Source organism: Falsihalocynthiibacter arcticus (genome assembly GCF_000812665.2).
In the GTDB taxonomy this organism is placed as follows: Bacteria; Pseudomonadota; Alphaproteobacteria; order Rhodobacterales; family Rhodobacteraceae; genus Falsihalocynthiibacter; species Falsihalocynthiibacter arcticus.
This window is the reverse complement of record NZ_CP014327.1, coordinates 577,466-597,919: the sequence shown is the minus strand read 5'-3', so window position 1 is coordinate 597,919 and position 20,454 is coordinate 577,466. Positions and strand designations below refer to the sequence as shown.

23 protein-coding genes are annotated in these 20,454 nt (G+C 53.3%); 10 read left to right on the top strand and 13 right to left on the bottom strand.

The window, feature by feature from the left end:
- Nucleotide 1: 1 nt before the first annotated feature.
- Nucleotides 2-1,171 (top strand): Gfo/Idh/MocA family protein, encoded by a 1,170-nt coding sequence (locus RC74_RS02965; RefSeq protein ID WP_039000721.1) that lies wholly within the window; start codon nt 2-4, stop codon nt 1,169-1,171.
- Between the two features lie 80 nt (nt 1,172-1,251).
- Here the strand turns inward: RC74_RS02965 and RC74_RS02960 are convergent, their stop codons facing one another.
- Nucleotides 1,252-2,160 (bottom strand): sugar kinase, encoded by a 909-nt coding sequence (locus RC74_RS02960; protein WP_039000723.1) that lies wholly within the window; start codon nt 2,158-2,160, stop codon nt 1,252-1,254.
- 1 nt (nt 2,161) lies between these two features.
- Complete coding sequence (locus RC74_RS02955; RefSeq protein ID WP_039000724.1) at nt 2,162-2,845, bottom strand: GntR family transcriptional regulator; 684 nt, start codon at nt 2,843-2,845, stop codon at nt 2,162-2,164.
- 156 nt (nt 2,846-3,001) lie between these two features.
- Here RC74_RS02955 and RC74_RS02950 point away from each other — a divergent pair, with 156 nt between their 5' ends.
- Nucleotides 3,002-3,841, top strand: coding sequence for a fumarylacetoacetate hydrolase family protein (locus RC74_RS02950; RefSeq protein WP_039000754.1), 840 nt, complete (start codon nt 3,002-3,004; stop codon nt 3,839-3,841).
- Nucleotides 3,842-3,910: 69 nt separating this feature from the next.
- Here RC74_RS02950 and RC74_RS02945 read toward each other — a convergent pair whose 3' ends face one another.
- On the bottom strand, nt 3,911-5,707 hold the full coding sequence (locus RC74_RS02945) for an IlvD/Edd family dehydratase (protein ID WP_039000725.1): 1,797 nt from the start codon (nt 5,705-5,707) through the stop codon (nt 3,911-3,913).
- A 238-nt stretch (nt 5,708-5,945) separates the two neighbouring features.
- On the opposite strand from RC74_RS02945, the gene hemP reads away from it, so the two are divergent.
- Nucleotides 5,946-6,110 (top strand): hemin uptake protein HemP, encoded by a 165-nt coding sequence (gene hemP, locus RC74_RS21550; protein ID WP_179946766.1) that lies wholly within the window; start codon nt 5,946-5,948, stop codon nt 6,108-6,110.
- Here hemP and RC74_RS02940 read toward each other — a convergent pair.
- Nucleotides 6,094-7,035, bottom strand: coding sequence for a LysR family transcriptional regulator (locus RC74_RS02940; RefSeq protein ID WP_052274645.1), 942 nt, complete (start codon nt 7,033-7,035; stop codon nt 6,094-6,096). The genes hemP and RC74_RS02940 overlap by 17 nt on opposite strands.
- 178 nt (nt 7,036-7,213) lie before the next feature.
- Here RC74_RS02940 and RC74_RS02935 point away from each other — a divergent pair, with 178 nt between their 5' ends.
- Nucleotides 7,214-7,648, top strand: coding sequence for an RbsD/FucU family protein (locus RC74_RS02935; protein WP_039000727.1), 435 nt, complete (start codon nt 7,214-7,216; stop codon nt 7,646-7,648).
- Here the strand turns inward: RC74_RS02935 and RC74_RS02930 are convergent.
- Both RC74_RS02930 and RC74_RS22035 read right to left on the bottom strand, forming a co-directional pair.
- Nucleotides 7,632-8,321, bottom strand: a complete 690-nt coding sequence (locus RC74_RS02930; protein WP_052274646.1) for a phosphatase PAP2 family protein — start codon at nt 8,319-8,321, stop codon at nt 7,632-7,634. The genes RC74_RS02935 and RC74_RS02930 overlap by 17 nt on opposite strands.
- Before the next feature lie 60 nt (nt 8,322-8,381).
- Entirely contained in the window at nt 8,382-8,543 is a 162-nt protein-coding gene (locus tag RC74_RS22035) for a hypothetical protein (protein ID WP_156477403.1), read from the bottom strand.
- A gap of 45 nt (nt 8,544-8,588) precedes the next feature.
- Here RC74_RS22035 and RC74_RS02925 point away from each other — a divergent pair, with 45 nt between their 5' ends.
- From RC74_RS02925 to RC74_RS02905, 5 genes are all read left to right on the top strand, one after another.
- Nucleotides 8,589-9,485 carry a GNAT family N-acetyltransferase gene (locus RC74_RS02925; RefSeq protein ID WP_039000728.1) on the top strand — a complete coding sequence of 299 codons (897 nt, stop codon included), beginning with the start codon at nt 8,589-8,591 and terminating at the stop codon, nt 9,483-9,485.
- 167 nt (nt 9,486-9,652) lie between these two features.
- A complete protein-coding gene (locus RC74_RS02920) occupies nt 9,653-10,717 on the top strand; it encodes an extracellular solute-binding protein (RefSeq protein WP_039000729.1) in 1,065 nt (354 codons plus the stop codon).
- A 64-nt stretch (nt 10,718-10,781) separates the two neighbouring features.
- A complete protein-coding gene (locus RC74_RS02915; RefSeq protein ID WP_039000731.1) occupies nt 10,782-11,876 on the top strand; it encodes an ABC transporter ATP-binding protein in 1,095 nt (364 codons plus the stop codon).
- Complete coding sequence (locus RC74_RS02910) at nt 11,876-12,733, top strand: ABC transporter permease (protein WP_039000733.1); 858 nt, start codon at nt 11,876-11,878, stop codon at nt 12,731-12,733. Before RC74_RS02915 ends, RC74_RS02910 begins: the two co-directional genes overlap by 1 nt.
- A gap of 4 nt (nt 12,734-12,737) precedes the next feature.
- Nucleotides 12,738-13,589 carry an ABC transporter permease gene (locus RC74_RS02905; protein WP_039000734.1) on the top strand — a complete coding sequence of 284 codons (852 nt, stop codon included), beginning with the start codon at nt 12,738-12,740 and terminating at the stop codon, nt 13,587-13,589.
- A gap of 167 nt (nt 13,590-13,756) precedes the next feature.
- Here the strand turns inward: RC74_RS02905 and RC74_RS02900 are convergent, their stop codons facing one another.
- The 4 genes from RC74_RS02900 to RC74_RS02885 are packed head-to-tail and all read right to left on the bottom strand — an operon-like array spanning nt 13,757 to nt 17,074.
- Nucleotides 13,757-14,566: an alpha/beta fold hydrolase gene (locus tag RC74_RS02900; RefSeq protein WP_039000735.1), complete on the bottom strand. Its 810-nt coding sequence runs from the start codon at nt 14,564-14,566 to the stop codon at nt 13,757-13,759.
- 32 nt (nt 14,567-14,598) lie between these two features.
- On the bottom strand, nt 14,599-15,570 hold the full coding sequence (locus RC74_RS02895; protein ID WP_039000737.1) for a threonine ammonia-lyase: 972 nt from the start codon (nt 15,568-15,570) through the stop codon (nt 14,599-14,601).
- Entirely contained in the window at nt 15,567-16,391 is an 825-nt protein-coding gene (locus RC74_RS02890; RefSeq protein ID WP_039000739.1) for an alpha/beta fold hydrolase, read from the bottom strand. The genes RC74_RS02895 and RC74_RS02890 overlap by 4 nt, the downstream gene beginning before the upstream one ends.
- Nucleotides 16,388-17,074, bottom strand: a complete 687-nt coding sequence (locus RC74_RS02885; protein WP_039000741.1) for a haloacid dehalogenase type II — start codon at nt 17,072-17,074, stop codon at nt 16,388-16,390. Before RC74_RS02885 ends, RC74_RS02890 begins: the two co-directional genes overlap by 4 nt.
- Before the next feature lie 160 nt (nt 17,075-17,234).
- On the opposite strand from RC74_RS02885, the gene RC74_RS02880 reads away from it, so the two are divergent.
- Nucleotides 17,235-17,663 (top strand): FKBP-type peptidyl-prolyl cis-trans isomerase, encoded by a 429-nt coding sequence (locus RC74_RS02880; protein WP_039000742.1) that lies wholly within the window; start codon nt 17,235-17,237, stop codon nt 17,661-17,663.
- 80 nt (nt 17,664-17,743) lie between these two features.
- On the opposite strand, the gene RC74_RS02875 is transcribed toward RC74_RS02880, so the two are convergent.
- The 3 genes from RC74_RS02875 to fabA are packed head-to-tail and all read right to left on the bottom strand — an operon-like array spanning nt 17,744 to nt 20,315.
- A complete protein-coding gene (locus tag RC74_RS02875) occupies nt 17,744-18,532 on the bottom strand; it encodes an enoyl-ACP reductase FabI (RefSeq protein WP_039000743.1) in 789 nt (262 codons plus the stop codon).
- 7 nt (nt 18,533-18,539) lie between these two features.
- Nucleotides 18,540-19,769: a beta-ketoacyl-ACP synthase I gene (gene fabB / locus RC74_RS02870; RefSeq protein WP_039000744.1), complete on the bottom strand. Its 1,230-nt coding sequence runs from the start codon at nt 19,767-19,769 to the stop codon at nt 18,540-18,542.
- A 33-nt stretch (nt 19,770-19,802) separates the two neighbouring features.
- Entirely contained in the window at nt 19,803-20,315 is a 513-nt protein-coding gene (gene fabA, locus RC74_RS02865) for a bifunctional 3-hydroxydecanoyl-ACP dehydratase/trans-2-decenoyl-ACP isomerase (RefSeq protein WP_039000745.1), read from the bottom strand.
- Between the last annotated feature and the right edge of the window lie 139 nt (nt 20,316-20,454).

The window sequence follows — 20,454 nt, the reverse complement described above, 5'->3', positions numbered from 1 at the left end:
AATGGCGATCACAGGACGTAACGAAGCCTTAGAGGGCCCCATACGCTTAGGTATGGTCGGCGGCGGTAAAGACGCATTCATTGGCGGAGTTCATCGGATTGCCGCGCGTATTGATGGCAAATTCAACCTAATCGCGGGGGCGCTTTCGAGCACCCCTGAACGCGCTCTGGAATCTGGCCTTGCGTTGGGATTGGCCGAGGATCGAATTTATTCCAGCTATAAGGAAATGGCGATCCGCGAGGCGCGCCTCAAGAATGGGATTGAAGCGGTCGCGATCGTTACGCCCAATCATGTTCACATGGATGCGGCGCGTGAATTCCTGAAGCGGGGCATCCATGTTATTTGCGACAAGCCCCTTACGCATACGTTGACGGATGCAAAAAAGCTGGTGAAATCTGCCGAGGCTTCGGACGCATTGTTTGTGCTCACGCATAACTACACAGGCTATCCGATGATCCGCCAAGCGCGTGAAATGATCGCGAGTGGGGCGTTGGGTAAAATCCGTTTGGTGCAAGTTGAGTATGCTCAGGACTGGTTGGCCGAAGCCGCCGATCCCGACAATAAACAAGCAGCGTGGCGCACCGATCCGACCAAGTCGGGCGCGGGCGGATCAACGGGCGACATTGGAACGCATGCGTTTAACCTCGCGAGCTTTGTATCCGGTCTTGAGGTTGAAACGCTTTGTGCCGATTTGCAGGCTTTTGTACCGGGGCGCCAAGTGGACGACAACGCGCATGTGATGCTGCGCTATGAAGGCGGTGCGCGGGGGATGCTGTGGTGTTCACAGGTTGCCGTTGGCAATGAAAACGGCTTGCGCTTGCGGATTTATGGAGAGAAGGGTGGCCTTGAGTGGGCCCAAGAGGACCCAAACTATCTTTGGTATACCCCATTTGGTGAAGCCAAGAGGTTGCTAACACGCGGAGGGGCCGGAACGGGCGCGGCCGCCGCACGGGTTAGTCGCATTCCCGCAGGGCATCCGGAAGGGTATCTTGAGGGGTTCGCCACGATTTACTCCGAGGCGGCAGAAGCGATACTGGCAAAGCGGGCCGGAAAAGACGTGCCAAGCGAAGTTGTTTTCCCAACCGTTCAGGACGGTCTAAAGGGTGTGCAATTCATCGACGCCTGCGTGCGCTCCTCGGCGCGGGATTCTGCGTGGGTTAAGTTTGCATAAATTGATTGGCCGCACCTTTGGGCAAAATGCGCATTGGTGCGGCCATAAATCCTCCGGTATCGGCCCGAAAACCAGAAGATTTATTCCGTAAGCGCGACGAGGGCTCCGTGCGCTTGTACCACTTGTCCGGCAAGGCTCGCGCCGGCTTTGATCGCGTCGCTCAGGGTGCCGCCCGTGAAGTAAGAGGCACAGAAACCTGCGTTGAAACTGTCGCCAGCGGCGGTTGAGTCCACGACATTATCGATGATGTTTGGCGCGATTGTGAGGGGTGTCCCGCCCAGAGTTTGGGCGATAACCGAAGCCGCACCGTTTTTGACAACAACGGTTTTCACGCCGAGCGATTGGTACCGCGCGATGGTCGCTTCGGGAGTTTTGTCGCCGTTAAATAGCTGTTCTTCGTCAAAGGACGGCAACACAATGTCCGAGACTTGGGCGGCCTTTGTATTGACGGCCACCATTTCAGCCTGATCTGTCCAAAGACGCAAACGTTGGTTTGGATCATAGACAATTGTTTTTCCAGCTTTGCGCGCATAGGCCAATTCAGCAAGAAAAGTATCGCGGTGCTCAGGTAGGATAACAGCCATTGTGATGCCAGAGAAAAACAAGACATCCGCCGATGCAAATGCGGTGCGTAGGGTGCTTTGGTCGCCAGCCATTTGACGGGCCGCGGAATCCGAACGCCAGTATGAGAAGCTGCGCTCGCCGTTGTCCAAGTGGATCATATAGAGGCCGACGGTTTTGCCCGCAACGTCCCGCGCGAAGGACATGTCGATATTTGCGGCGGCTCCAAAAGCCCGCATTTCCTGACTGGCAGAATCTGAACCTAGGCCCGTGAAATAAGACGTTTTCCACGCTTCTGGCATTTTCTTGGCCAAATACCACGCGGTGTTGAAAGTATCGCCCGCAAATCCGCGGCGATAGGTGTCTGGTCCAACGACGGCCAATTCGATCATCGCTTCGCCAATGGCCATAAAGTTTTTCTGCGTCATATCAGGTTGTTTCCTTGAAACGATCTGGGTGGTTGGCTTGGATTCTCGGTAAGGCTGTTAAGACACGCGAGAGATGGGTTTCAACTTGATCCGAAGCGGAGAGCACGTCGCCAGAAACAAGGGAGGAAAGGATGTCCTTGTGGTCTTGAAGGGCCGTTCGGCTGTCAAAGGCGAGGCTCAGAAACCGCACGCGATCCGCTGGGGCTTTTGTGTCGCAAATAAGGTGCCAGACCTTCGGTTGGCCTGCAATTCTGCAAAGTTCTTGGTGAAAGAGTTCATCCAATTCATAAAAGGCGATAATGGACCCTTGGTCCAAAACTACGGCCTGTGCTTCGATCAAATCCTTAAGCGTGCCGATGGCGGTTGGCGTCATATTCTTGGCGGCCTCCCGAACGATTTCCTTTTCGAGGGCCACGCGAATGAACCGCGCGCGGCGCAGATCTGGGATCGATATATGAGTGACAACGGTTGCTTTTTGCGGACGAATACGAAGAAGCCCTTGTTGGGATAACCGATAAAAAGCATCGCGCACGGGTTGGCGGCTTACGTCGTATTGGCTCGCAATTTCGCTTTCGGAGATTTTCTTGCCGGGTTCCAATTCCAAAGAAACGATCTGATGAAACAGAATGTCATGCAGGGCTTCGGTCGCGGATTGCGCGCGACGGGTAGTATTTGACAGAGCCATTCGTTGTTCTTCCAAAAGCGGGTTGAAGCATCTTGCAGACTAGCATATTAGTTTTCGCGAAGGAAGCAAGCCCTTCCAGTGGGCCGAACGGTATGACATGTTCGGATGAGTTCAGTTTACGGTGCGATGCGCGCCAAATTGCAAAAGGATACAAGCATGAAATTTCTTCGTATGGGCAAAGAGGGCGCTGAAACATCCTGTGTTCTGGATGCTGATGGCGTTGTGCGCGACGTGTCGAGCGTTGTTGCCGACTTTGGCCCCACGACCCTCGCCGATTTGACAGGCGTTTTTGATGGTTTGGACCTCGGTGAATTCCCCGAGTATGCTGGCGATCCACGTATCGGCACGCCCATCAGCCAACCTAAGAATATCTATTGTGTTGGTTTGAACTACTCGGATCATGCGGCAGAGTCGGGACTAGCTGTTCCAGACGAACCTATTCTGTTTAACAAATCCTCTAGTTCCTTTTGCGGTCCCAATGCGCCGCTGTTCTACGCGGCGCATATGACGAAGCTCGATTGGGAAGTTGAACTTGGGATCGTGATCGGCAAAACGGCCTTTGGCGTTGGGCCAGACGAAGCAATGGACCATGTCGCAGGTTTTACCGTAGTTAATGACGTGTCCGAGCGCGCATGGCAGGCCGAACGTGGTGGCCAGTGGATGAAAGGCAAAAGTTTTCTAAACTTCTGTCCGACCGGCCCGTGGCTTGTGACGCCAGACGACTTTGCGGATGTTCAAAATCTTGGAATGTGGCTTGATGTAAACGGGGAGCGTATGCAAACCGGAACCACAGCGAAGATGATTTTCGACGTGAAAACAATCGTTTCCTATATGAGCAGCTTTATGATGCTCGAAGAGGGCGACTTGATTTGTACGGGTACCCCTCCGGGTGTTGGGATGGGCAAGAAGCCGCCACGTTACCTGAAAATTGGCGATACTGTTGAGCTGGGAATTGATGGTCTGGGCGCGCAAAAACAGGTCGTTGAAGAGCTGTAAGCCATTCTGAATTTCTAATAAAACGCCCCGCAGATTATCTCTTCGGGGCGCTTTTCGTTTAACGCCGACTTAGTGGTTGTCGCGTGGAACTCTGTGTTTGCTCACAACTTTTTGGTATTTCACCGCAGGTTTAAGCACCATACCCTTGTCGAATTGTTCGATCATACCGCGTTGGATTTCTTGCCACGGTGTTTGGTGCGCGGGGTAGGGGTAGCCCCCCGCTGCTTCGAGGTCGGCACGGCGTTTTGCCAGCTCTTCGTCACTGATCAGGATGTCGGCGGACCCTTTGTTCAGATCGACGCGAATTATGTCGCCCGTGATCACTAGGGCCAAACCGCCCATGGCTGCGGCCTCGGGGGATGCATTCAGGATCGACGGAGAGCCAGAGGTGCCCGATTGACGCCCGTCACCGATACAGGGCAGTTCGGAAATTCCCTGTCTGATCAACTCGGTCGGCGGTTGCATGTTTACAACTTCCGCGCCGCCGGGATGGCCGATTGGGCCCGCGCCGCGCATCACAAGGATGCAGCTATCGTCGATATTGAGCGATGGATCGTCAAGGCGCGCGTGGTAATCCTCGGGGCCGTCAAACACGATGGCGCGTCCTTCAAAGGCGTTCATATCGTCGGGGTTCGAGAGATACCGCGAGCGGAAATGCTCTGAAATCACGCTTGTTTTCATGATGGCGCTGTCGAAAAGGTTACCGGTAAGCTCGACAAATCCAGCGGCCGGTTTGAGCGGCGCCGCATAGGGATAAATCACGTCGGCATTGCTAACACTTGCCCCTGCATAGGCCTCGCCCATGCTTGTTCCTGTCACGCACCGAGCGTTGGGATGAGGTAGAGCACCCGCGCCGATCAACTCGGCAAACACACCCGGAATGCCGCCTGCGCGGTGAAAATCTTCGCCCAGATATTCACCAGCGGGCTGTACATTGCACAACAATGGTGTGCTGTGCCCATGTTTTTGCCAATCGGCGTTCGTGAGGTCAATCCCAAGGTGTGCGGCGACCGCGATGAGGTGAATCGGGGCGTTTGTACTGCCGCCGATTGCTGAATTCACAACAATCGCATTTTCAAAGGACTCGCGCGTCATAATATCGCTGGGCTTGAGGTCTTCGTTGACCATCGCGACGATGCGTTTGCCAGTTTCATAGCTGATCTGGCCGCGCTCGCGATACGGCGCAGGGATTGTTGCGCCACCGGGAAGCTGCATGCCCAAAGCTTCGGCAAGCGAATTCATCGTGCTTGCGGTGCCCATTGTATTGCAATAACCAACCGAAGGGGCGGAGGCGGCAGCGATATCCATGAATTCTGGATAGTCAATTGCGCCTGTCGCCAATTCTTGGCGCGCGTCCCAAATCACGGTGCCAGACCCCGCGCGTTTGCCTTTGTGCCAGCCATTAAGCATGGGGCCAACCGAAAGCGCGATCGCGGGAATATCGACTGTTGCGGCGGCCATAAGGAGGGCAGGGGTGGTTTTGTCACACCCGATGGTCAAAACGACGCCGTCGAGTGGGTAGCCGTGCAAAACTTCGACCAAACCAAGATAGGCAAGGTTTCGATCTAGGGCTGCCGTGGGTCGGCGGCCTGTTTCCTGAATTGGATGCACCGGGAATTCAAAGCAAATCCCGCCCGCCGCAATAATCCCGTCGCGTGTGCGTTTAGCAAGCTCAATGTGGTGGCGATTACAGGGGGACAAATCGCTGCCTGTTTGAGCGATGCCGATGATCGGCTTGCCGGATTGCAACTCTTCGCGCGTGATGCCGAAATTCAAATACCGCTCAATATACAGGGCTGTCATTCCAGGGTTTTCTGGGTTGTCGAACCATTGTTGCGAGCGGAGTTTAGTTGAATTTTCGGTCATTATTGCAAGTCCTTGCACTGGGTTTAAGGGGGAGAGCGCCTTGTTTATATGGCCTCTGACTGGGCATACCAAAGCGGGTTAGGGGGGTGTTTGCAAGGGCATTCTCTGGAAGTTTGTTCCACATTGTGAATTCTTGAACCTAATCACTGATATTCCAGTAGGAAACGGATTTACTTGAGTAAATAGATCAGGTATAGAATTTGATAACCGCGAAAAGGAGTGCAAAATGAACATTGTAATGAGCGCCGAACAAATTCCGCAGATCGATGTTGTAGAGCGCGAAATCCCCGCGTACGACGCGCGCCGCTTGACCTTAGACAACGGGCAGGCGCGCATTATTCTCGATGGCCAAATCTACTCTTTGCGCATTACTCGAGCCAACAAACTCATTCTGACAAAGTAACCAATTCTCCCGCAAACTCCGCGCGGCGACTACAGATGCGTCCCTGTAGGAAGTCCAGCAACAGGCGGATGCGTGCGGTTTTGCGCAGGTCGCCATGGAGGAGAAGCCAGAGCTTTCTGTCGGCAATTGTTCCTTGGTAGGGCGGGCGAACGAGGCCTTGAATTCGGTCGCCTACGAAGCACGGAAGCATGGTCATTCCAACCCCTTCAAGAGCCATAGCGACCTGTGGTGCTACTTCAAAACATCGAAACCGAAGGCTTGCCTTTGGATAATCACTTTTGCGAATCCAACTCGCGGAGGTTGCTTCTTCGGGTTCATTCCAGCCGATAAAATGAAGCCCTACGCCAGCGTTGTCTTGAATTTGGGCGGCGTATTCTGGCGTGCAGTACACAGCCTTGCGGCAGTCCACCAATTTGCGCCCATAAACATCGTCTTCGACGGTTTGGGCGTAGCGAATTGAGATATCTGCTTCTCGATGGTCGAGCCGAACAACAGTATTTGTGAATCCTAAATGCACGTCGATTTCGGGGTGCAATTTGCCAAAGAGGGCAAGGTCTCCCGTCACGGACGAAAATGCGAGGAAGGGCGGCATCGAAACGTAAATCGCGCCCGAGGGGAGGGAGTCGCGCCCTGCTATCAGTCGGGAAGCTGAAGCGATTTCATCCTCAATGCGCTCTGCTATGGGAAAAAGATCTTCGCCGAGCTGGGTCAATGCAAGGCCAGACTTCGCGCGGTCGAATAATCGCGCGCGCGTTGCGTCTTCCAGGGCTGTAATGCGCCGCGAAACGGTGGCATGGTTCGTGACCAACCTGATCGCCGCACCACGAATGGTACCCGTGCGCGCAACTGCGAGAAAGTATTTTAGGTCATTCCAGTCAAACCGCGACAGGCGCGAAGGTAGGGGGCGATAAGTCGACTGGTTCATATTTGATCCGCTTTGTAAGTAATGCTATTTTTTGTTCCAAATAGTATCCAACATACAGCTTTAGTGCAATGTGCAGCGCACTGGACGATTGTGAGTTTGGGGCACGGAGGTGGGATTTGACTCTATTGCGCGGCTAGGACTGATATTCTGAATTCAATTTTTCTGAAAAGGGTATTCCATGCTTCGCAACCTTAACCCCCTGCTTTCACCAGACATTCTTTATACATTGGCAACTATGGGGCACGGAGATGAAATCGTAATTGCGGATGCAAATTTCCCCGGCGATTCATGTACCGACCGCCTTGTGCGTCTTGATGGAATTTCAGCAACCGAAGCGTTGCGGGCTGTGTTGAGCGTGATGCCTTTGGACAGTTTCGTCGCCGACCCTGCAATAACTATGCAAGTTGTTGGGGCCCCTGATGATGTCCCACCAATTGTTGCGGAATTCCAAGATATTATAAATGAAACCGCGGATAATCCGGCGCAAATTCAAACGCTTGAGCGCTTTGCGTTTTACGAGCGCACCAAGCAAACCTACGCTATTATTCAAACGGGGGAACTGCGTCTCTACGGGAATATCGTGCTGAAAAAGGGTGTTATTTCGCCAGAATAAGCTGCTTTTTGCGGGCAATAAGGGCGTCTAAACCGTAGGATATAAGTAGGACAAGCAGGACGGCGAAGATTGTGTCCGAGAGGAAATGCCGCCCCATCGCAACGCGCATCCCCGAGCCGACGATGGCAAAAAATATTGCAAATCTGCGTAAGTTTCGTGCGGTTACGGGATTGCTGCTCGCGGAGGTTAGCACGAAAATTCCGATTGCCACGGCGACTGCGCCTGACGCTTCGCCAGAAACGAATGAACAGTTCTGGGCACATTGATCGGTGATTTGGAAAGGCGGGGTAAATGTCGCGTCGCCTCCGAATTCGGTGACATAGGCGGGGCGCGCTCGACCCCAATACGATTTAAGAATGCCATTGACCAAAAGGCCCGGTCCCAAGAGGAATAGGGCAAGAATTTTACCCCACATGAGCGGTGTAACCCCAAAGAGATTTCGCTTCCAAAGGTTGAGGAGGAGGAAAATCAGGGCCACCACAGGGAACAACAGCATTGCGTTCATCATGACACTGCGCACGCCCAAGGCAAAGGGCGATTGGGCCGTCGGAAAAACTCCAGTTTCAGAATTATAAAAAAGCCCAGTTACCCATAGATCAATCGAAGGCACAGTGGTGAAAATTACTAGGGTGAGGAGGAATACGACCGTAAGGCGTTGAAGGTAGGGTTGCATTTTAGGTCCTGAAATTGAGTTGGGCTCTCATAGCACGTGGTTGGTTTGCCCGCAAAGCCGCTAAATCAACCAAACCAGCAGATCTATCGAAATCAACACTGCGATCAAAGGTATGCCAACCCGCAATGCCAAAAACCGAATTGCCTCGCGGGTTAGGCGCGGTGGAGCGGCGCTGACGCCAAGAATGAGTTCAGGTTTTGGGCGCTTGGTACGGATTTTCATACGCGCATTAACGACGTTTTAAGTAATCAAACGGTTAACAGGAGTATGGATGCTGTCTGGGCCAATATTAAAGAAGATGAGTGGAGGGAAGCCGCTTGCGCGTCATTGGCATCGCTTCAGCAATCCTATGAGTACGGTGAAATCTGTGGCTCATTCGGACTGGAAGTTATGCGGGCGCGCCTGACACAAGAAAGCGAGCAGGGCTATGCGCAAGTTTTGGTGCGCAGCGCATTCGGGGGGCGGCGATTGGCCCTTTTGTCGCGCGGCCCGATTTGGCCCGACGGGGTCGACCGTGATGTTGCAAGTAGTGCTGCCCTATATAAGACGACCCCCATGTCTCGTGCCAGTATTATGATGGCGACACCAAATGGGTTGGCCCCCCTTGTTGGCATCCCGATGATGTCTGGGGCGACAGTTGCGGAGATTTCCCTCATGGAAGACGACACCGCGCAACGCGCCTTTATGCACGGGAAATGGCGCAATCGTTTGGTGCAATCCGAAGGTATGGATTTAAGCGTCGAACCGATTGCGCCTACACCGGCCCTTATTGAGATGCTTCTGGCGCGAGATGCCAAACAGCAAAAACGGCGAGGGTATCGCAACCTTCCCCCGCGTTTTTTGCGCAGTTGGGCCGAGCACTATCCCGAGAAGACACATATCCTTGTGAGCCGTAGTTGCGGCAAGATCAACGCTGCGATGGTTTTCCTGCGACACGGAGGTACCGCGACTTATTACCTCGGGTGGCGCGAGGTTGAGGCACACATTCCGGTTCACAATTTAATGCTCTGGCAGGGCATGAGACTTTTGACACATCTTAATATCAAGCGACTCGATCTTGGTCTTCTGGACACCCATAATTCACCCAATCTTGCACGATTTAAGCTCGGCTCAGGCGCTCGGGCGCGTTGCATTGGTAAGACGTATCTCCTCCGATCGTCGTGACATAATTTTGTTACCCGCAGCGGCTATGGAAGGCCCAATTCTGAAAACTATTTTTCGGAAGGCGTTCGCCTGTCGTATTCTGTTCTTTACTAAGTGGTAAAAAACAAATTAGGCTTCGGGAACAACAATGAGAGCTCAAAAAGGGCTCACCGACAAGGAGAGAGACTATGACGATTAAAACTGGGATCACTGCGATTGCCCTCGTTGCCTCTGCTGCGGCGACTGGTGCGTCCGCTGAAACTTTGCGTTTGCTCACTTGGGGTGGTTATGCTCCTGAGGAAGTGATCGAGAAATTTACGGCTGAAACGGGCATCGAAGTTGAAGTTACAAAATCCAACAACGAAGAAATGATTGCCAAGTTGCGCGCAACTGATGGCGGTGGTTTCGATTTGGCTCAACCCTCCCAAGACCGTATTGCCGGCGCACAGGAAGAGTTCGACATTTACAAGCCGATCGACCTTTCCAAAATTGATACCAGCCTCTTTATCACGTCCATGCTTGAAGCCACAAAAGGCAACACTACGCTTGGGTCTGACGTTTATGGCCTGCCACATATTTGGGGCACATCGGGCCTTGTTGTGAACACGGCGATGGCGCCAAATGTCAAAGATTACACCGACCTTTGCGCAGATGACGTTGCTGGCAAAGTTTCCTACCGTCTGAAACGCCCCACTTTGATTGGGTTCGCCTTCTCGATGGGCATGGATCCTTTCGCAGCTTATTCCGACCCCGCAGAATATGAAAAAATCATCACTGCGGTTGAAGAAAAACTCGTCTCCTGTAAGGCGAACGTAAAAGCCTATTGGAGCGGTGGCGACGAGTTGATGGGCCTTTTGCGGTCTGGCGAAGTGACGGCATCCATGGCGTGGGATACAGGCGGATGGAAGCTTAACTCCGAAAATCCAGAGATCACGTTTATCGCACCTGCGTCCGGTGCGCTTGGCTGGATCGACACTTTTGCGCTTCCACGGAAAACCAAAGCGGAAGACGCGGCTTACAAATGGATCAACTTTGTGATGCAGCCAGAAATCGCTGCTATGATCACAGCGTCTGCTGGCAACTTCACGGCGTCCGTGGGTGCCGATGGCTTTGCCGACGAGGAACTGAAAGCGCAGTTCCAAGCGTCTTTCCCACCTGAAGCTATCGACAACATCAATTGGTACCCAACCGTACCAGCAGGCCTTGAAGACATCGAAGGCGCAGCTTTGGATCGTATCAAAGCCGCGAATTAATCAAACCACATAAAGGCGCGCGGGGAAACTCGCGCGCCTTTTTCTATTATTTTGGATGTTCTAAATGACGACTGTAAATGACCTCGACTGCATCAACCTCACGAAGCGTTTTGCGGAAACTCTTGCTGTGGATGATGTGACCTTTTCCGTACCTAGGGGATCGTTCTTTTCAATTCTCGGGCCTTCGGGATGTGGAAAAACCACGATCATGCGGATGATCGCGGGCTTCCTTGATCCCACGTCTGGCGACATTCAGATCAAAGGTCATTCGGTTCTTGAGACTCCTCCCAATCGGCGTCCGGTCAATATGGTCTTCCAGCATCTCGCTCTGTTCCCGATGATGAACATCGAAGAAAATATCGGGTATGGTTTGCGTCGTCAGGGCTTAAAGAAGCGCGAAATCGAGGCCAAAGTTGGTGATGCGTTGGAGCGTATCGGGCTTCCCGGAATTGGGAAACGCCAAGTGGATCAACTTTCTGGTGGTCAAAAACAACGCGTCGCAATTGCACGGTGTATGGTTCTTGAACCTGACGTTCTGTTGCTTGACGAACCCCTTGGGGCGCTGGATTTGAAGCTGCGTGAGCACATGAAAGTTGAGTTGAAATCCTTGCAGGCGGCTTTTGATACGACCTTCGTTTATATTACGCACGACCAATCCGAAGCCCTTGTGATGAGCGACCAAGTCGCCGTGATGAACGCAGGGAGATTCGAACAACTCGATACCGCGTCCAACCTTTACTACGCGCCGAAAACACCATTTGTTGCTGGGTTTGTGGGCGATTCAAATCGTTGGGAAGGCCTTGTTGAAAGCGTGGACGGGCGCGCAATTAGCGTGCGCACAAGTACTGGTCTTTCGCTGCGAGGTGTGTCGCAAGTTCCGCTCGCCAAGGGCGACATGGCCCAAATATTCTTGCGTCCAGAGGCCATAAGGATCGCTCGTGCCGCTGCTGGTGTTGCGGGGCAGGATAATAGCGCTGTTGGCACGGTTGAAAACGTGCTGTTCAACGGTGCAAACAGTCGCGTTCTGCTGGCCGTTCCGACAGGGGGGACAATCGACGTTGCGCTGCCACAATCAGGGGAATTCGCGGATTTATCACGCGGAAATACACTGCACATTGGCTGGGGCGCGGCACAATCCCTTTGCTTTGGGGTTGCTTGATGGGGGCCCGCGCGAAACTTGGATTTATCCTTCTGGCAAGCCCGCTTTTGCTTTGGCTTTCCCTTTTGATCATCATCCCGCATATCGATATGTTTATCTTGTCGCTGCAGGAAAAAGTGGGCGTTCGGCAATATGAAACGGGTCCCGCCAACTACCTGACTTTCTTCACAGAGCCCCTTTATATCCGCACTTTTTTGCGTACCGCGTTCATGTCAATTTTCGCGACAATCCTAACTTTGTTCATCGCCTTTCCGGTGTCCTATTACATCGCGAAAATCGCGCGAGGACGCCTTCAATCGGTTTTGTTTCTCATGTGTCTTGTGCCGTTCTGGGTCTCGGAATTGGTGCGGACTTTTGGCTGGATGATCCTGCTGCGGGAAACGGGGATTTTCTCTCAATTCTTGCAATGGTCGGGGATTGTCGACGGCCCTGTTGAGTTTCTTTATAACGATGCGGCCATGATGGTCGGGCTGGTTTATACATCGATGCTGTTCATGGTTGTACCGCTTGTGACAACCCTTGAGAGCCTCGACGACAGCATGATCGAAGCGGGATACGACCTTGGCGGCAATGGCTTAACTGTTCTGCGTGAAATCATCATTCCCCACGCTGTACCCGGTATTGTTTCGGGTTCAATTGTTGTCTTTATGCTATCGCTGGGCAATTATCTCACCCCGATTATGTTGGGTGGCAAGGACAGTCTTTGGTTCACGGAAATGATCTATGATCAGTTCATTGTACGATTTAATTGGGAACTTGGGGCGGCCTTTGGCTTCCTGCTTCTTGGCCTGTCTTCGCTCATAGTTTGGGGCGCACTCAAGCTTTCTGGTCAAACACTCGAAAAGACGATGGGGTAGGCGCATGATACCAACAATCAAACAATCCCGCGCATTTTCGATCACCTATGGCGCTTATGTTGCGTTGTTCTTCATCTATCTTTCGCTGCCGCTTGTGGTCGTATCCGTTTTTGCCTTCAACGACAGCTTGTTTCCGTCGTTGCCGTGGAAGGGGTTCACGTTGGACTGGTTCTTCGGAACTGAATTGCCCAACCGTGGCGTTTTTTATGAAAGCAGTATCCTGACGTCCATCGGCACGTCCGCCTTTGTCGCGGTTTGCGTTTCGGTTTTGTCGGTTTTCGTTGGCACGTGTAATGCGTTCCTTTTTAACCGCTATGAGTTTCGCTTCAAAAGCGCTCTCTATATCTTGATGCTTTTACCACTGGTGATACCCGGGATTGTCTTGGGTATCTCGATTCTGGTGTTTTCATCAACTTTGGCGAACGGAATTGAAGACAACTTGGGTATGGACATTGAGGCGTTGCGGCCTGGTCTTGCTTTGGTGATCCTCGGCCAGTTTTCCTTTATTACAACGATCGCGACGCTTGTCATTTCGGCGCGACTCAAGAAGTTTGACCACAGCCTTGAGGAGGCAGCACTTAGTCTCGGCGCTGCACGGATGACAGCGGTCAGAACGATTACTTTGCCTTATTTGCGCCCCGCAATCTTGGGAGCGCTCCTCGTTGCATCCTTGATGAGTTTTGAAAACTTCAACACGACTCTGATGCTCGTCGGCTCGGACTCGCCATTGACCATCACCATGTTTGACCGCCTCAGGGAGGGGTCTACGCCCGTCCTAAACGCGGTTTCGTTGCTGCTCATGCTGGGATCTTCTCTGCTTGCCCTCACAATGATTGCCTTTCAGCGCAAACCCTAGTTAGGCGTTTATTCAGAGAGTTTAGGGCAACTCCAAAAATACCCACCCCATCAATCACGAGGGTTGACGGGATGAAAATGAAAGGTGGACGCTTGGTTATAGACACATCTTTCTACAGCCGGTTACGCGCAAAATAGTGGTTTTACATGGGCGGACTTAGTATGACCCTAGTTCAAAACAGTGACGCGGTGCCCGATGCGCATCAGGAAAGTGTCCAATCGTGCAGCTAAATCCTCAGGGGCTTCGACCATAGCGAGGTGCCCAGCACGTGGCATGATTTGGAACTCTGAGCCCTTAATGATATCCACCGTTTCCCGCATGAGGTCTGGCGGGAAAAGTAAGTCGTTATAGGCGGAAATACCGAGGGTCGGCAGGCTTAAGCCGGATATCGGCGTATAGAAATCGGTACCAGAAAGCGCTTCGACTCCTGCGATGTAGCCTGCAAGGCTAGTGGAATCGAGCATGTGCCGCCACGACGCATATGTGGTTGTTGTGCGAGCCTGTTTGCTAAGCCAACCTTCCCACAGGGACTGGCTGATTTTGGGTATACCTCCATGTTTTAAGAGAACAATCTGGGCATCCCAATGGGCTTTGGTACCGAGTTTGGCGGCAGAGTTTAGAAGGACAAGGCCACGCACGAGGTCTAGCCGTTTGACTGCCAAGCCTTGGGCAATCATACCACCCAAACCAACCCCAACGACCACGGCATCGCGCAGCATTAGCCCCTCCATGAGCTGCTCCGCGTCGCGAATGAGCGCACCCATGGAGCCACGGCCACTGGGGGCATCACTTGCCCCATGCCCGCTCAGATCATAAGTGATGATGCGGCAATCCTGTCGACTGTTTAAGGCGTTTATGGCGTCCAGCCAGACGCTCCGCTCCATTCCCAGCCCATGGATGAACACGACGGGCGAGCCATCGGGATTTCCGAATTCGGAATGAAGCGTTGATCGGGGAGGAGTCGATAGGTTCGCCATGATTGATGCCATTTTGTTGAAAACGTGAAGGTTCAATCTAGCGTTTGGAGGGCAGCTTTGAAAGTCGCGGGGTCGGTGTTTCCGCCAGTTGCGACGCAAATGACATGCGCGCCTGAAAGCTCGTTTCCATGGAAAAGCGCCGCCGCAAGCGATACCGCGCCACCTGGTTCAATGACAATACGAAGGCGCTGAAAGGCTAGTGCCATCGCCTGTAAAACTTCTAGTTCGGTAACAACAATGCCCGACCCGCAAAGCCGTTTGAGAATTGGAAACGTGATTTGACCAGGAGACGGAGTTAAGATTGCGTCGCAGATTGAGCCTGACGCTGCTTTGTTCGTCTGATGCACACCAGTTTCCAAAGAGCGGGCCACGTCGTCGAACCCCTCTGGCTCCACAGGTCTAACGGTGAAATGAGGTGCGGTTCTTTCAAGGGCGAGGGCCACACCTGAAGTCAAACCACCGCCGCCGCAACAGACCAAAACATCAGCCTCCAGAATGCCCTCAACCTGCGCCTGTTGTGCGATTTCAAGCCCGACAGTCCCTTGGCCTGCGATAACCTCGGGATCATCGAATGGCTTGATGAGCGACAGGTTTTTCTCGCGTTTGAGCGTCTCACCTAGGGCGTCGCGGTCTTGGGTGGAACGGTCATATAATATGACTTCGGCTCCTAACGCCCGTGTGTTTTGAATTTTGATTTCGGGCGCATCCGAAGGCATTAAAATAGTCGCAGCAACGCCATGTTTTTGCGCAGCATATGCGACGCCTTGGGCATGGTTGCCGCTAGAGTAGGCCAAAATACCGCGCGATTTCTCCTCGTCACTCAAGGCGGAAACTGCTGCCCAGCCACCTCGGAATTTAAAAGAACCCGTGTGCTGGAGACATTCTGCTTTCACCCAAACCTGTCGTCCAGCGATCTTATCCAGAAAGGGCGAAGATAGGAGCGGAGTGAGGCGCGCGCGCCCGTTTAGACGGATTGCGGCGGCTTGGATTCGGTCAAAGTTCACTGCATTTTTCCCAACCACGAACGGATCAATTCCAAGCTCTCAGGCTCATCTAGGAATGGAATATGACCTCGATCTGCGACCTGTGTGAACAGCATATCGGGGCGCCGTTTTGACATTTCATTAGCGGTTTCGCGCGACAGTAAGTCGGAAGTTTCGCCGCGCAGTAAAGCTGTGGGAAGCCCGTCTAGCGCGTCGAAATAGGGCCACAGATCAGGGGCTTGGGCCGCAAAGGTGGCAAGAACCGTTTCCCTCAATCGGGGATCATATCGAAGCGAAAGGCCGTCGTCCGTTTGTTCATATTGGTTCCGCACTTCCTCAAGCCACCGCGTCATCGGAACATTGCGAAACCCCGTTAGAAAACCTGCTTTTGCCGTGGCTGCGGCGTCGTAATTCTTCTGTGTTGGAGGTCGCCCCAAATACGCAGAGATATCCTCTAGGCCTGTCTGTTCAATCACGGGGCCGATGTCGTTCAGGCAAACCCCAAGCAAGCGGTTCTTGGCAGCACGGGCAAGACCCATTGCGATGAGGCCCCCTCTGGAGGTCCCTAAAAGCGCTGCTTTCTCGAGATCAAGGTGGTCCATCAAGGCCAGAATATCCCCTGCCTCGACGGGAACCGTGTATGTGGCCGGATCGGCCCAATCAGATTTCCCCCGACCACGATAGTCAGGGCGAATGATGCGAATGTTCGGGAAATGCGGAACCAGATAGTCGAAATCTTGTGCATTTCTTGTCAGGCCAGGCAGGCAGATGACGGGAAGACCAGTACCTTGGTCCATATAATTTAGCGTGAGGCCATCAACGCTTTTGTAGGTGTGATTCATAGCGATTTTGCCAATTCAGGGATGTTTTTGAGGTCGGAAAGAGTGTTTTTAGGCGTCCAAGGAAGGCGGTCCATTGGCTCGTTTGCGCGGTTCACCCAAACAGTTTGAAAGCCATATCCAGTCGCGGCAGCGGCGTCCCAACCGTTTGAAGACACAAATAAAACGTCTTCATTCGCGCAACCAAACCGCTTCCCGACAAGGTCATAAACCGACTTATGGGGCTTAAATACGCCAACGGATTCGACCGATAGGTTGTCGTCTAATAGCTCTGCTAGGCCCGCAGAAGTTACCGCCCCTGAAAGCATTTCGGGAGACCCGTTTGAGAGAATGGCCGTGTTTAATCCCGCCGTCTTGAGGGCGGCAAGCATCTTGGGGACTTCAGGGTAAGCCGAGAGCTCCCAGTAGAGTTGCAGGAGGCGTTCGCGCAGGTCTGGATCGTCAATGGCGCTGTTTTCGAGGGCCCAATCTAGGCCGTTCTGGGTGACCACCCAAAAGTCATCATGCGCATCGGCAACCGCCCGCAACCATGTGTATTGCAACTGTTTCAGACGCCAATCGCTTGCGACCCTGGGCCAAAGCTTGGCGAAGTCTTCGCGACCGGGCTCTGCTGCGGCCTCGCGCGCAGCGGCAGCCACGTCAAAAAGTGTTCCGTAGGCGTCAAAGATGCAAGTTGTGATGGTCATGGTGCCCTCCCTTTTGCCGGAGTTTGGCACGGGGGCCTAGGCGCGGAAAGCGAAATTTCATAAAAGACTGAGGGTTTACAGTTGGCACATAATCCCTAGAGTGCCCGTTTTTCAGATAGCGGTTAGAGCCGCGCACTGATGGATATTGAAAGGGCAAGAGATGAAAATAGTTGAAAAGGGCGATAAAATCGCACTTCACTACACGGGTACGCTGGACGACGGGAGTGTTTTTGATACTTCGGAGGGGCGCGGTCCCCTTGAGTTTACGGTCGGAAGTGGCGAGGTGATTGTTGGTCTCGACAAAGAATTGCCCGGTATGAACGTGGGCGACAAAAAGACAATTAAGGCTGTTGCAGAAGAGGCTTATGGCCCCTTGCAAGACAACGCACGCCAACCTGTGCCGCGTGATCAATTCCCTGATGATGTTCCGATGGAAATTGGAACGGCATTGCAAATGCAAACGCCTGAAGGCGGGATTGTCATGGTGACGATTGCAGAAGTTGGTGACGATTCTGTGGTTTTGGATGCGAACCATCCACTGGCCGGTAAGGACCTTACCTTCGCGATTGAACTGGTTTCGATTGCGTAAACAAAAAGCGCCGCTGAGGATCTCAGCGGCGCAATTTTTTAAAGTTTTTAAACACTCAAAGGGGTGCTTTTTTAAACTTTTTAAAGATTATCTGGCTGCGGCATGCCGAGCACATGGTAGCCACCATCGACCCGAATGATTTCGCCCGTTGTGCAGGCGCCCCCATCAGATGCCAGATAGACCGCCGTCGCGCCGATGGACTCCAAAGTTGCATTCGCGCGCATTGGGGCGTTGGCTTCGGTTTGACGGAAGGTCGCGCGCGCGCCGCCAATGGCGGCACCCGCGAGCGTTTTCATTGGACCGGGTGAAATCGCGTTGACGCGAATTCCGTCGGGGCCAAGGTCGTTGGCTAAATACCGCACTGCTGCTTCGAGCGCGGCTTTCGCGACACCCATGACATTGTAGAACGGCGTGACGCGGTTTGAGCCTTGGTAGGTCAGGGTCAGGATCGTGCCGCCGTCCGTCATCAAAGGAGCGGCGCGACGGGCCACTTCGATGAGGGAATAACAGCTGATGTCGAGAGTCTTTTTGAAGTTCTCGCGGCTGGTATTTACGAAACGTCCCGTCAGCTCGTTTTTATCCGAGAAGGCGATGGCGTGGACGATGAAATCGATCTTGCCCCATTTTGCTTCGAGTTCGGCAAAGGCGCTATCAAGCGAGGCATCGTCGGTTACATCAACATCCACCATGAAGTCGCTGCCGAGGGTTTGGGCGAGGGGAAGTACCCGCTTGCCGAAAGCTTCACCTTGATAGGTGAAAGCCAGTTCCGCACCTTCTTCGGACAAAGCTTTTGCAATGCCCCAAGCAATCGACCGTTCGTTGGCGACCCCCATGACGAGGCCACGTTTTCCGTTCATCAAATTCGCCATGTGGCAATTACCCGTGGTATTTGCTCATGACGAGGGTGGCGTTTGTGCCCCCAAATCCAAAGCTGTTGGAAAGGAAGGTATCAATTTCGACGTTCTCGCGCAGAGTTTGGACGATTTCGCCCTCGTTGATTGCGGGATCAAGTTCGGTGATGTTTGCCGAAGCCGCGATGAAACCCTTTTGTTGCATGATGAGCGAGTAGATTGCCTCATGCACGCCGGTTGCGCCGAGTGAGTGACCGGTGAGTGATTTGGTTGAGGCCATTGGTGGGGTGGAACCCTCGCCAAATACGCGGCGCACCGCGTTTACTTCGGTCACGTCGCCCGCTGGTGTGGAGGTGCCGTGCGCGTTGATGTAATCCACGGAGCGGCCCTTCTCGAGGGTGCCGAGCGCCAGTTTCATTGAACGTTCGCCGCCTTCACCAGACGGAGCCACCATGTCGTGGCCGTCGGATGTTGCGCCATAACCTGTGACTTCTGCGTAGATTTTCGCGCCGCGGGCTTTGGCGTGCTCAAGCTCCTCGAGGACAACAACACCACCGCCGCCGCCGATGACAAAACCGTCGCGGGTTGCGTCGAAGGGACGACTCGCGGTTGTCGGCGTGTCGTTATATTTGCTCGACATGGCGCCCATCGCGTCAAACAGACAGCTCAAAGTCCAGTCGACCTCTTCGCCACCACCTGCAAAGACGATGTCTTGTTTGCCAAGTTGGATTTGCTCAACGCCGTTGCCGATACAATGCGCAGATGTGGAGCAGGCGGACGTAATGGAGTAGTTCACGCCCTTGATTTTAAACGGAGTCGCAAGGCAGGCAGAGTTGGTCGAACTCATGCAGCGGGTGACCATGAAGGGCCCCATACGTTTGGGCGCGCCTTTTTCTTTGACGGTCGTGAAGGCCGAGAAGAAGTTTGACGTGGACGGACCGCCAGAGCCCATAACAAGGCCTGTGCGCTCGTTAGAAACGTCGGTTGGCTCTAGGCCCGCGTCGGCGATTGCTTGTTCCATCGCGAGGTAGTTATAGGCCGCACCCGGTCCCATAAACCGCAACTGGCGTTTGTCGATGGATTCAGCGAGGTCAATTTGCGGAATACCAGCAACTTGGCTGCGAAAGCCATTTTCGGCATAGGTTTCTTCGCGAATAATACCCGATTTGCCCGCCCGAAGGGAGGCTTCAACTTCAGCAACAGAATTTCCGATGGGGGAAATAATGCCCATCCCTGTGACAACGACTCTACGCATGGGTGTCCTTTCGTAAGGTTCGGTTTGTTAAGCTTATTCGGCCGGAGCCAAACCAACCTTCATGTTTTTAACTTCGTAAACTTGTTCGCCATCGGCAAAGAGAACGCCGTCAGCCAAGGCAACTTTGATCTTAGCGCGGTCGATAACCTTGGTAAAATCAACTTTATATGTGAGCAATTTGCGGGTGGGGGTCACTTTGCCCGTCAATTTCACTTCACCGACGCCAAGCGCCATGCCTTGGCCTGTCATTCCACGCCAACCGAGGTTGAAGCCTGTGAGCTGCCAAAGGCCATCAAGGCCGAGGCATCCGGGCATAATCGGGTTGCCGGGGAAGTGGCACTCAAAGAACCAGAGGTCGGGTGTGATGTCGAATTCGGCAACCACATGGCCTTTGCCGTGAAGCCCGCCGTCCGCGCTGATGTCTGTGATGCGATCCATCATCAACATTGGCGGCATTGGTAATTGTGCGTTACCGGGGCCAAAAAGCTCGCCCTGTGCGCATTTTATAAGATCTTCTTTGTCGAAGCTGCTCGGAAAATTAGCCATTCGGCCTTGCCCCCATATATTGTGTGCCAATTGTACACTTCCTCTTTACCATCCCGCTACTTAGGCTGGCAAGGGTTCGCACAATATACGTGTTTATGTCCGCGTAAAAAAAACCTGTTTGAAAAATGCTGTAAAAACC